Genomic DNA, 13,701 nt, shown 5'->3' with positions numbered 1-13,701 from the left:
AGTATGATAATAATTAAAGATTTATTTAGGGATCCTATAGAAAGATACATAAATCCGGTAATTAAGGTACAAGAAGACGATGTAAATGTGGCTAAACAAGAATTACAGGAGTACGTTATTACAGACCAATTAAGAGAACATTTTAAGAAGTGTTTGGATAAATATCTTAATGATAAAAACAAAGTTGGATATTGGATATCAGGATGGTTTGGCTCAGGTAAATCACATTTCTTAAAGATATTTGGTTACTTACTAGAAAACCATCAATTTGATGATTCTTCTGCTGCAGATATTTTTATTAGAAGAGACGAAACAAATACTTTAAAAAACTATATAGAAAAAATAAATGAAACTTATAAAACTACTGTAGTAATGTTCGACATCTTAGAAGAAGCAGCAAAATTAGAAGGCAAAGTTGAGCCTATAGAGCAAACTATTTATAAACAATGGCTAAGCAAGAGAGGATTTTATACTGGGAAACTTTGGGTAGCAGAGATGGAAAAAGAACTATCTGATGAAGGAAAGTATGAAGAATTTGTACAAACCATTGAAGAAATGAGTAATAGAAAATGGGAGGATATAAGGCCAACAAGAATAGGTCAAAACTATATCCAAAGAGCACTAGTTAGGGTATTACCGGAGCAAATTCCCACGGAATCAATAGCAAAAGATTATATAGAAGACCTTAAGAGAAGTAAAAGTATTTCTGCGTCTATTTTGGCAGATGAGTTATGTAAGTATGTTGACGAACTAGACAAACAGAATGGGCTAAATAATAGATTATTTGTAATCGTAGATGAAATAGGTCAATACATTTCAGCAAATCCAGAGGTAATAGGATATTTACAAGCCATAGAAAGTACATTTGCAAGAAAAGGTAAAGGCAAACTATGGTTTGCAGTATCTTCACAAAACAAATTAGAACAAATAACAGAGCAGTATTTAAAGACTGAGGATGAGGTAAATAAAGTAATAGATAGATTTGAAGTAAGAATACATTTAACTCCAGAAAACTTAGATAAGGTTATAAATGAAAGAGTCTTAAAGAAAAAGTCAGACGTAGTAAAAGATATTGATAGATTATATGAGAGTAATAAAGGAAAGTTATCATCTATCTTAGAGTTCAAAGATTTTAAAAGGTATATGCCTAAACTAAATAAAGAAGATTTTATAGATACTTATCCTTTTCTTCCTTATCATATAAGACTAATTCAGCCTATTTACTATAATGTAATCTCAAATTCAAAAGTTAACAAGAAACTAGGTGGAACTAACAGAAGTATGATTAAAGCAACTCAAGGGATACTTATTGACAGTAATGTTAATGTGAAAGAGAAGAATATTGGTGAATTAGTTACTTTAGATATGTTCTTTGAACAGGCAAAAGAATTTATAGATGATCAAATTCAAATAAGTATTAAAGAAGCGGAACAACTGGACCCAAATAATGGAGAATTATTAGTAAAGATTTTAAAAGTGCTTTATCTATTAGACAATGATGATAAATTACAAAAAGACATAGATACTATTGCAAAATTACTTATAAACAATGTAGATGCAGACTTTATTGATATTTTAGAAGAGGTTAAATCAAGTCTAGATATATTATACAGGCATGGATATGTGGAAAAAGATGCCCATGGAAACTATAAGTTCATAGCGCCTGAGGAGCAGAGTTTTAGGCAAGAAGCAATTTCTAGATTAAATGAAATTGGAGTTAGAGATATAAATAAAAAAGTAAAAGAAGTAATCGATGGCATATTTACCATAACAAGAATAAATTACAAAAATATTAGACCATTTGATATACAACTAACTATAGATGATGAGGTAAGGAATAGTAGGGGTCTAGTAAGTCTTAATTTAAATAGTGTGATGCAATCTTCAGATGAATTGAGAAAACAACAGCATCTAATGAAAAGTATTGGAGATAGTAGAAATATATATTGGTATGCAAAGTATGATAATTCAATTGATGAAGATATGCAGCAATATTTGATCTTTAATAAAATAATAGATGAATATAGAAGAAAATGGAGTTCGGACGAAGATAAGAGTTATTTTTTAAGAAAAGAAGAACAAAAGAATATAAAGTTAGATGAAGATATAAAAGAGAAGATTAAAAAGTCTTTTATTGATGGTACCTATATATATCAAGGAAAGGAATTTCCTACACCAGATAAAAATGATTTAAAATCCATATTTGAAGATATTGCTAATCTAGCAATACCAAAAGTCTATCATAGATTTGATACAGTAGGTGTTAAGATAACAAAAGAAGATATACAGAGTGTATTTAAAGGAAATCAATTATCTATAGATTTAAGTGGATTAAATCTAATACAGGACACCAATGTAAATGCAGAATCTGCTGTATTAAAAGAAGTTTTAAATGAAATAAAAACCTTGAAAAATAAATATGGACAATGTATTGGTAAGGATTTATTAAGTGTATTTGATAATGAGCCATATGGCTGGGCCTCAGATGCAGTACGGCTTTTTACGGCCTTACTATTTAAAAATGGAAATATAGAACTTAATTACGAAGGCAAAGATTTTCTTGACTACAATCAATCAGGAGTAAGAGATATATTTGAAAATGAGCCTAATTTTAGAAAAGCAATATTCAAATTAGCAGTAGTAGTTGACGCATCCACTAGACAAAAATGTCAGGATATTTTAATGAATATGTTTGACAAAAGATCTGAAGATACCTTAGTTGAGTTATATAGCAATACGAGAAATATATTAATTGACTATAGAAATGATATTTCAGCAATAAAAGAAATAATATCTAGCAATAATTTAGCATTTAAAGATTCAATAGATAAGTTAGATGAGATTTTCAACACTATATTAAAGTCAAAGACACAAGGTGAAACTATAAACAACTTTGTTCAAAAAGCCTCAGAATATGGAACCTTCTTATCAAAATATGAGAAATTAAAGAATTTTATTGATAATGGGAACTTAAAAGAATATAAGAAAATGAAGTATTTCTTAAACAATGTATGGATAATAGAACTAGATCGCAATGATGAGGATATAGAAATTAAAGAAAAAATATATGCCCAAATAATGAAGGATTTAAAAAGTGAAGCATTTATAGATTCATGGCCTACTGTTAGAGATGATTTTTATAAACTCTATGATCCATATGTAAAAGAATATATAGAAACTCATGAAACTCTATATAAACTTTATAATGAGAAAATAGAAGAAATGAGCAAGAATAAGAGTTTCTTAAATCTGAAAAGTGAAATAGCAAAAGGAGACATATTAAGTACATTTTCTGACAAATTATGTTCTCATAATATTTCTAAATTAGAGATTCCATGTCCTAGTTGTAGAACATTTATTAGGGATATGAAAACAATTATAGATGCAGTAGATGTTTATAATGAAAAAGCCATAGATAAGTTATATGAGTATCTTAACAAGCAAATTGAAGAAGAAATGGAAGAAGATGAGGTTGAAGTTCCAAAACCAGTAATTAAGTATCTAAGTACAAGCAATTTTCCTAAAAACGTACTTATTCAAAGTCCGAAGTCTCTTAAAGACTATCTGAAAAAAATTGAGAAACAATTAATGGAAGAGATTAGTGCTGGAAACAGCATAATGATTGAATAGGGGGGAGTTCGTTGAATGCAGAACAAAAGAAGTCTATTAAGTCTACTATTCTTGAGTGTAGAGACATATTAGAAGAAGATATAGAACAGGTTTTAATAAATTATGGTATTTATATTAATAAAGACTGGGTTAATTTAAGGGATTTAAAAAATTTAACTGAGAAACAAGAGAAGAACAGAAAGAATATAGAAAAAGCAATTGAAAAACTTAAAAAAGGTGGATTTGAGAAAGACAAAGCCGTTATAGAGTATATAAAGGAAGTTTCATACACCTATCTTAATCGTTTAGCAGCACTTAGGGTAATGGAAGTCAGAGGTCTTATTGATGAAATTTTAATACCTAGAGGTGAATATGGTAATAGATCATTTATTGGGTCAAGATTCTATGAAGTTGCAAGAGAATATTGTAAGTATGAAATGGATGGAGGATTAGCCTATCTCTTAAATATAATGTTTGAAGAAATCAGTGAGGAGATAAAGATGTTGTTTAATACGGAGGATGAATATTCCTTCGTAACTCCATCAAGTACAAGTTTATTAAAAGTAATAGAACTTTTATGCTCCAATATTGATGAGGAATCATGGAGACAGGATGAAATCATAGGTTGGATTTATCAATATTTTAATTCCATAGAAAAAAGTGAGATCTATACAAGGCAGGATCAAAAAGACTTTTTCATCAGCGTAGATGAAGTTCCAGCAACAACTCAAATATTTACTCCAGATTGGGTTGTGAATTGGATAATAGATAATTCTCTTTATAAAGTATATTCTGAAATGAAGAATGGATTAAGGGACAAAAAAAATGTTGAAGACATTAAACTTATAGATCCTTGTTGTGGAAGTGGACACTTCTTAGTAAGAGCATACGATGTATTTTTTGAGATGTATTTAGAAGAAGGAAAATATACAATAGAGGAAATACCTTATAAAATATTAGAAAATAACATTCATGGTATAGATATAGATTTAAGAGCAGTTCAATTGACAGGGTTAATATTATTTATAAAAACTAAGACTTATCTAAAAGAAAATGGTTATAACACAAATACTAAAGGTAAACTTTCAGTTAATTTGGTATGTGCTGATGCAATTTTGTTAAACGGAAGTAGATTGGAAGATTTAAAAGAAAAACATAAAAACAATAAGACAATATTAAAAATGATAGAAATTATTTATGAAGAATTTGAAGATGTAAGGCTTAAAGGGAGCCTTATTCAACCAGAAAAGAAATTATTTCCATTGTTTGAGGAATTTAAGAACAGAATTGCAAGGAAGGAATTAAGTAAAGCGAAAAGAACAAAGAAGAAGCAAACTAAAGGTCAAGAAAATTTACTAGAAGACCAAACCATTTCTTTTGACGAGTATAAATCTCAGCGAGACTTTACCAAGGAAGAAAGAGAACTTATGGACAGTTTGAATGCCATTTATAGTGAGGCAATTAAAGCCAATGATATATCAAGACAACTATTTGCCACTGAGGCTACAAAATCAATCAAACTTGTAAATATATTCATGCAAAAAACAGGCTATGATGTAGTAGTTACTAACCCTCCGTATATGGGTATTGGAAATATGGATATAAAATTAAAGAACTTTATAATAAGTAATTATAATGCAGGCAGTGAAGATTTATATTCGGCATTTATAATGAGATGCGAAGAATTTTTGAATGAAAATGGGATATTAGGTATGATTGTTCAACATGGATTTATGTTTACTCCTAAGTATAAAGATCTTAGAAAAAACATATTAGAATTTAATCAAATAGAAAAGGTTGTTCATCTAGGAACTGGAATATTTGAAGAACTTACAGGTGAGAAGGTTAATAGTGTAATGTTTACACTAAATAAAACTAAACAAGAAAATTTAAAGTCTGAGTTTGTGGATATAACTAGTTGTGAAAATCGGGCAGACTATCCAAATATAACAGAAGGGATAAAAGAATATCAAATAAATCAAGAAAAGTTTAAAATAATAAAAGGGTATCCTTTTACCTATAAATTATCTGAGAATATATTAAATTATTTTTTAAAATCTAACTACAAAGAATATGCACACGTCCAAAGAGGGATAAGTACATATGCTAATTATAAATATATTAGATTTTATTGGGAAGTTAATAACTACGAAAAATGGAAATGGATTAACCAAATACCTGGTGGAGACAGATATGTATCTTTAGATAATACAGTGGTAGATTTTTCTGAAAATGCTATAGAATTTTATAAAAGCAAGGGAGGTTATACAGGTATAAACTACTTTAATACTGAAGGCATGTATTATCCCAGATCACCATACGGTGCCAATTTTAGTGCCAAATATCTTCACGAAAACACTATAATCGAAGATGATAAACCAGGTATATTTCCTAAAAAAGGTGTTGATAATTTCTTTTTATTAGGCTTAATGAATTCAAACTTAATAATCTACTTTTTAAATGTTATAAATCCGACTAATCATTGTCAAGTTGGAGATGTAAATCGGTTGCCTATTAAGAAGTTTAGTTTGGAAAACAATAATATAATTAAAAAAAATGTATTAGAAAACATTGAGGATTTAAGGCATAAATACTCTCTTATAGAAATATCTAGATATTTCAATTTTGAAAATATAATAAAGTTACTTTCTGACTCTATGGAGATGACTATTTTAAATTTTCTTAATATAAAAGATAAGATTGATTTAGATGTATACAATAGGGATGAAATAATTAATAGATTAGTCTATGATACATACAAGATAAGCGAAGATGAAGTTGAATTTATTGAAGAGGAAAATGGAGTAAATAATAATATCGATGTAGATAAGTCTGATTACATCAAATTGATAAATGAAGACAATAATCCAAATTATAATCTAGTAAGTAAAAAGTTAAATTTAAGAAAGGATATTTTAATCAAAAAAAGAATAGAAGAAAAATTATATGGAGATAAGGCAATAAAGAAGGAACTAGAAAACATTATAAGTATTTTAATTGGATGCATATTTGATAGATGGAATAATGATATAAAGTCTATAGATGATGGTATTGTTCCAGTCAATTCTTCGATCTATTTAGAAAAAGATATTATAGAACAGATATATATTATTATTGGGAAATATTTTGGTGTAGAAAATTCTGATAATACTTTTGAAGAAATTGAAGAGATTCTTGGTACAACTCTTGAAAAATATATTATTAATGATTTCTTTAAAAATCATTCTAGAAGTTATAAAAAACGTCCAATATACTGGCATATTTGTAGCCCTAAGAAAACTTTTAATTGTTTTGTATACTATCATAAACTAGACGATGATACTTTATATAAAGTTAAGAGCATCTATTTAAGTCAAATGATTGATAGATACGAGGAAGATTTAGAGTATTATACCAATCAATTAATTGAGGCAAGGACTAACGGTGATAAGAGTAAAGAAAAAGATGTCAAAGATAAATGTAGTGACTTAGAAGCAAAATTAGAAGATCTAAGCATTTTAGATAAGAAGATAATGGAGATATTGCCATACAAACCCAATATAGATGAAGGGGTATTGTACAATATAATACCTATAGAACCTATACTATCAGCCCCAGTAGCAACTAAGAGAGAAAGAGATAACTACTATGAAGAGGTAGGAACGTAATGAAAACACCATTTTATAAATTGATTCAAGCAGAGATAAGGGAAAAATTTAAGAACTCTAATATTGTTATATGGTATGATTGGCAGAATGAATTTTTACAAGAGTTTAATTTATTTGATGAACAAGGAGTCAATAAAATTGCCTATGAAGGCAGTTTTATTGAACTCCGCTACAAAATCCTATTGGCTGATAGTGAACTTACAAAAAAGTGGCTTATATATTCTAATGTAGAGAATAAGCAGGGTTTTTTAACTGAGTTTGAATATTTTGGAGACACATATATTGCGTCAGTAAAAGATATCTTAGAAAAAAATCACAGGATAGATTTTGGACAATTTGACATATCAACACTGGAAGAACGCCTAAATATATTGAAAAGATTATGGGATGTAATACCTGAAAGTGTCATTAGAAGCCTTAATCAAGAAACACTAGATGACATTGTCTTAACTAATGGATTTGGATATGTTGATATTAGTAAAGAATATACAATACTTAAATATATTTGTGAAACAGATAAGTATGAATCTATTCTTGAAGAGGCAAGAATTAAAGATAAATTTTTTGAGTTCCTCTCTTTAGAGTATGGTATTAACGTATCAAACTTTGAGTCAAAGGCTAAAGTTGTTGAATACATTGCAGATAGTTTATTCCAAAGTGAGTTGATCCAGAAAAGTAGAAATAAAGATATAAGACCTTTTGGAATTAGATTATCAAATACTAATAAAATAATGAATTGTGTTCAACTTCTAGAAACATGGGCTAATCATGAAGTTTATAGAGAAAAGTTTGTTGAGTACTCTAAAAAGGTTTCTGAAAAACATATGATTGATGTACTTAATGAAATGGAAGTTGACGAGTTATTTGCTATTGAATATCTATATGGTATAGAGGAAATTTTATATAAAAAATTAGAGATTCAGATATTTAAAGGGGTTCAGGATCCACATTTAATAAAAGAAGATTTATTGGGATATTTAAATGGTTTATATGTGAAGGAAGAGCAAAAAAGTTATCAATATAGCGAAAGTGAAAATGGTATAGATATAGAATCACTGAGGAGCCAATTAAAAGATCTAAATGTATTTGTAGATATTAGGAGAAGATACTATTTTTCTAAATCAAAGATATTTAATAAATGGAATATCCTTAATAATATATTTCAGTTAATAAACATGATTTATATATTTGAAGAAGAGTTTAAAATAATAGATAATAACATAGATAATATAATTTCTCTTTATGAAACTAAAAGTTGGTGGAAGATAGACTTATTGTATAGGAAAATTCAAGAAGATTACACTTTGATTGATGATTTTATATCTCAACTTCTAAACTTTGTGGACAAGAGATATTATTACCAATATCTTAAACCCTTAAATGAAGAAATATCTAATATTATTGAGAGTAAACACGATTATGAATTTAAGACAGATATACAATTAGATTTTTGGTCTAAATATGTATCAAACTCTGATAAGAAGACAGCAGTAGTAATAGTAGATGCTTTAAGATATGAAATGGGAAAAGAAATATTCTCAATGCTTAATGAAATTAAACATAAAACAATCACACCAATTATTTCTTCTATACCAACAGTTACGGAATTCGGAATGGCTAGTTTGTTACCTAACGGTTATACAAAACTTAGCCTAAATGAAGAGAATGATTCGGTTAAAATAACAGACGGAAACCTTAATTATCCATTAAATAATAAATCGGAACGTGTAAAGTATTTCTTAGAAATATCTGATGGCGATGGAGTAGTTAAGAACTTAAATGAAATTGTAGATATTCCAATAAATAGTTTAAAGAATGAATTTGAAAAAAAGGATAGAATATTAATTTTTTCAAATGAAATCGATGAGGCTGGTCACATTGAAGATAGCAACATTCAGATGTTTCCCGGATTGCTCAATAAGATACAAAGTGCAATAAAGAAATTGGTACAGATTGATATTGAAAAAATAGTTGTTGTTGCAGATCATGGCTTCATATTAACTTCTGGGCTAGAGGAATGGATGAAGGTTGATATTTCAAAGGATATGGATAATGTTGTAAAGAAACGAAGATATACTATTTCAAGAAAAAAGGTAGACGGAAACTATATAACTAAGAGTGCCTACTCCTCTAATTATGATGGAGATTTATATTTTAATTTTCCAAGGGGAATAAATGTGTTTCCAGTTAGTGGAGGTACTAAATTTCACCATGGAGGAATATCGCTTCAAGAATTACTAGTACCTGTAATAGTTATAGAGAAAAATGATGAAAAAGTAATAAAGAAATATACTCCTGAGGTAGTAGAACAAATTAGTTTGGATGATGTTGGCTTAAATATGGATATTGCTCAAAATGAGGCAAGGGAAATTCCTAAATCAGTTAAAGAACAAATAGAAAACTATATAGACAGTAATGGTTTAAGTAAGAAAGAGAAAAGAATACTAGAGTTATTCTTAAGAGCATCTTCTTATACAGATTCTGAGATACAAGAAATATGTAATGAGAATGGTATTAGGTTTATATCTCAATCAGTAATGGCATTTATGCAAGATTTCATCTCAAAACTTAACAATGAAGGATATGATTGGATAGGTTTTAAGGTTGTAGGTATGTCAACATACGAGTACTATCTGAAATAGGGGGGAATTCATAGGATGAATATAAACGAAGGACAACAAATTTTAAGGGCTTTACACAATGGAAGTGTACCAGCATATGAAGGTGCTAAACATATTATGTGTGGTCATGAAGAAGAGAGAGATGCAATACTAGAAGATTTGAACTATATAAGATTCAAATCGAATGGTAACGCACATTCAGGATTCAAAATGATATATGGCCCATATGGAAGTGGTAAATCTTTTTTATGCGAAGTATTAAAAGAGGAAGCACTGAAGGATAATTTTGTTATCTCAGAAATAGTAATATCTAAAAATACTCAACTTCATAATTTTGAAACAATATATAATAAAATAATGGTTGGGATGCGAACAAATGAGTTTAGAGAGTTCTCTGCTTTTAGAATTATAATTGAAAGTTGGATTGAAAAAGAAAAATCTGAGATTATAAGTAAATACAATTTAGATCCTGATGATAATGAGGAGGACGAAGAAAAACTTATAGTAAGGCTTAGAGATAAGATATCATTAGAACTAGCGAAAGCAAATACAACTAATGTTTCTATTGTAAATGCAGTTATATCATTTTGTACGGGGCTATTAAGTGGCGACAATACATTGGCACGAAAGTCTCTTGCTTGGTTTGCTGGTGATACAAATATACCTGCCGATATAAAGAAGAGCATAGGGGTTAAAGGATCAGTAGATAAGGGAAATGTATTTGAGTTTCTTAAAACATTACTTTATATCATAGAAAAATCTGGGTATGCAGGTTTATTAGTAATAATAGATGAAGTTGAGACTGTAAGAAAAGAGAGAAAAGATATAAGATATCAGGCTTATGAAAATTTAAGATTACTTATAGATATGGTTAGTAAAGATAACCTGCCCGGTTGCTATCTTCTTCTAACTGGTACAGAAGAATTGATAGAAGACGAAGAAAAAGGTATAAAGGAGCATGATGCTTTATATACCAGAATAGAACCAATTAAACTAGGTGATATTCGAATATTAGAACAACCTCTTATTAAATTGTCAAGATTTGATTCAAGTCAATTGATAGAAGTTTCTAGAAAAGTAAGATACATTCATGGAATTGTCCATGAATGGAATCCTGAAAGTAAAATATCAGACGAGTTTATTAGAGATTATGTTCAAAGTTTTACCAATGCATTTGGAAAGGAAGTAAGTATATTACCGAGGACTTTTTTACGAAACTTTATATTCATCTTGGAAGCAGCAAAAAGAGAACCTATGAGTAAAATAAAATCACTTCTAAACATTTCTGAAAAAGAAATTGAAGAAGTCAATAAGCAGATCGAACTATATGGTAGAGAAATGGCCATGGAGATGGAACTATGATGGAATCTAGTTATTTCTTACTGGATGGTAAAATTCAGAATGGAATCAAAGATATTTTAAAGTGGAATAGTTTAACACCTATACAAGAAAAGACTATTCCATGTCTTCTAAATGGAGATAACTGTATCCTAATTGCACAAACTGCTGGAGGGAAAACAGAAGCAGCATTTTTACCCATTATATCTGAAATTTATAAAGAAAATTTGAAACCTATTTCTGTAATCTATGTATCTCCAATTAGGGCGCTCCTTAATAATCAAGAATTTAGATTGAAAAAACTTGGGAAAATTGGATCCATAGATGCTTTTAAATGGCATGGAGAAGTTGATTATAGCAATAAGAGAAAGTTTAAGATAGAACCAAAACATATTATAGCCACTACTCCGGAATCACTAGAGGTTATACTAATGTCAGATTCATATGACTCAGAGGAATTGTTTTCAAATATAAGATTCATAGTAATAGATGAAGTACATTATTTTGCAGAAAACTATAGAGGGGCTCAACTAATGAGTATCATTGAAAGGATACAGTCTTATTCAAAGTATGATATTCAAAGGATAGGTTTATCTGCAACAGTAGGTAATCCAGAAGAAATTTTAAATTGGATATCTGGATCTAGTAAAAGAAGAAAATCTGTTATTAAGCCAGAAAACAAAGGTAATAAATCTAGAATATTTATTAGATACTTTGATGAGTTTAGTGAAGATACCGTTAGTTGTCTCCTACCTGAGTTAAGAGACAAAAAGGCATTATTTTTCTGTAATAGTAGAACCAATAGCGAAATGATGTCTAGAATCCTAAAGAACTTAGGGTTAAATGCAAAAGTTCATCATTCTTCCATTAGTAAGAATTTAAGAGAAATATCTGAGGATAAATTAAAAAATACTCCAAGTGAAATGTGTTTATGCTGCACTTCTACTATGGAATTAGGAATAGATGTAGGCGAACTAGATGTTGTTATGCAATTAAACAGTCCTTCAACAGTGGCTTCATTTAGACAAAGAATGGGGAGGACGGGTAGAAGGCAAGGAACTATATCTCATTATGAGTTCTGTGTTAGCCAAGAATTCTTCCTAATTAATGCCATTGCAATTGTTGAATTAGCAAGACAAAAGTGGATAGAGTCTACTCCAACTCCATTAGCAGCATATACTGTACTATTTCAACAATTATTTTCTATGATCCAACAAAAATTTGGGCTAAATCAGCCATATTTAAAAGAAATTGTGGAGAAATCAAATTCATTTAAAGATATTAACGAGGATAAGTTATTAGGCTTTATTCAATATCTTATAGATGAAAACTATCTGGAATTTAGTAATGGTGAATATCTGCTTGGCAAGGAAATTGAGAAGGAATATGGCTATAATTTTTTAATGAACTTTATATCTGTATTTGAAACGGTATCTGAATTTTCAATTATACATAAAAATAAGGAAATTGGAACTTTACAATCTTGGTTCATCTATTCACTATTAAAGGAAAACAAGACATCTAAATTTGTATTAGCAGGAAATACATGGCAGATAGATAAGATAGATTATGATAGATATAGAATATATGTGAAAATATCTAAAGAAGGTGGACTTGCCACATGGATGGGTAGTGGAATGGTTATATCTTATGAGATAGCCAAGCAAATGCTAAAAGTACTTAATAGTAACAGTGACTATCCATACATTGATATGAAATCTAAGTCTGTATTAAAGAGTATACGATTAGAGCATTCTGCATTTTCTTTAGATTTAGATGAAGTTCTCATTGATGTAATAAAAGATGGATTTGATATATATACTTACGCAGGACAAAAGGTGAATTTTACCCTTGGATTAATATTTCAATATGAACTTGAGCTTGAATTTAGTGTTTCTTATGACAAACTTAAGGTTAGAGAAGTAGAAAAAGATATTACTGAAAAACATATTTTAGATATTTTCAATAGATATAAAATAGATACAGATAAAATAGAAGAAATAATTGAGAAGGCACTAATATCTTCTAACTTTGAAAGTCATTCTAAATTTTATAAACATTTACCTAGATTTGCACAAATAGAAGTTCTTAAATATGAGTTAGTTGATATAAAAAATACAGAGAAAGTATTGAAAGAATCTAGAATAGACATTGAAAATATATATGATAGGTTATAAGATTTTTAAATTATCGTGAAGGGTTAGAGAGATTAATTACAGTAGAATACTCAAAAAAGAGGGAATGATACAAATGGTAAAGATATATATACTTTAGCCCAAGATATCTATCTTTTAGATTTTGAAGAGGCCGAAAATTTAAAAGAGTTAAAGGAATTTTAAATTAAGGATGCTCTTTATTTAATATATAATGCTTTTTTACTAGTTCCCGGAGGAGAAGAAAATATTATTTTAGCAGAAAAATTAGCTGAAAAAGATCTTCTTAACTCTTATTCTTTAAAAGAAAAGGGACTTAGATATGAGATAGTA

General features: G+C 28.8%; 5 protein-coding genes. All 5 read left to right on the top strand.

Annotation, left to right across the window (positions count from 1 at the left end):
* Positions 1–3: 3 nt before the first annotated feature.
* The 5 genes from brxC to RBU61_RS10975 are packed head-to-tail and all read left to right on the top strand — an operon-like array spanning position 4 to position 13,392.
* Positions 4–3,630 carry a BREX system P-loop protein BrxC gene (gene brxC / locus RBU61_RS10995; RefSeq protein ID WP_308875456.1) on the top strand — a complete coding sequence of 1,209 codons (3,627 nt, stop codon included), beginning with the start codon at positions 4–6 and terminating at the stop codon, positions 3,628–3,630.
* An 11-nt stretch (positions 3,631–3,641) separates the two neighbouring features.
* Positions 3,642–7,256: a BREX-1 system adenine-specific DNA-methyltransferase PglX gene (pglX, locus tag RBU61_RS10990; protein ID WP_308875455.1), complete on the top strand. Its 3,615-nt coding sequence runs from the start codon at positions 3,642–3,644 to the stop codon at positions 7,254–7,256.
* Positions 7,256–9,898 carry a PglZ domain-containing protein gene (locus RBU61_RS10985; protein ID WP_308875453.1) on the top strand — a complete coding sequence of 881 codons (2,643 nt, stop codon included), beginning with the start codon at positions 7,256–7,258 and terminating at the stop codon, positions 9,896–9,898. The genes pglX and RBU61_RS10985 overlap by 1 nt, the downstream gene beginning before the upstream one ends.
* Before the next feature lie 15 nt (positions 9,899–9,913).
* Positions 9,914–11,239 carry a BREX system ATP-binding domain-containing protein gene (locus tag RBU61_RS10980; RefSeq protein ID WP_308875452.1) on the top strand — a complete coding sequence of 442 codons (1,326 nt, stop codon included), beginning with the start codon at positions 9,914–9,916 and terminating at the stop codon, positions 11,237–11,239.
* Positions 11,236–13,392: a DEAD/DEAH box helicase gene (locus RBU61_RS10975; RefSeq protein WP_308875451.1), complete on the top strand. Its 2,157-nt coding sequence runs from the start codon at positions 11,236–11,238 to the stop codon at positions 13,390–13,392. The genes RBU61_RS10980 and RBU61_RS10975 overlap by 4 nt, the downstream gene beginning before the upstream one ends.
* Positions 13,393–13,701: the final 309 nt, after the last annotated feature.

The sequence above is a fragment of the Tissierella sp. MB52-C2 genome, assembly GCF_030931715.1.
Classification (GTDB): Bacteria; Bacillota; Clostridia; order Tissierellales; family Tissierellaceae; genus Tissierella.
The sequence above is the reverse complement of the archived record's forward strand: the minus strand, read 5'-3'. Positions and strand labels throughout refer to the sequence as shown.

Bases quoted from the DNA above. Each gene is read 5' to 3' on its own strand.
- brxC (WP_308875456.1), top strand. From the start codon at position 4: ATGATAATAATTAAAGATTTATTTAGGGATCCTATAGAAAGATACATA.
- RBU61_RS10980 (WP_308875452.1), top strand. From the start codon at position 9,914: ATGAATATAAACGAAGGACAACAAATTTTAAGGGCTTTACACAATGGA.
- RBU61_RS10975 (WP_308875451.1), top strand. From the start codon at position 11,236: ATGATGGAATCTAGTTATTTCTTACTGGATGGTAAAATTCAGAATGGA.
- RBU61_RS10985 (WP_308875453.1), top strand. From the start codon at position 7,256: ATGAAAACACCATTTTATAAATTGATTCAAGCAGAGATAAGGGAAAAA.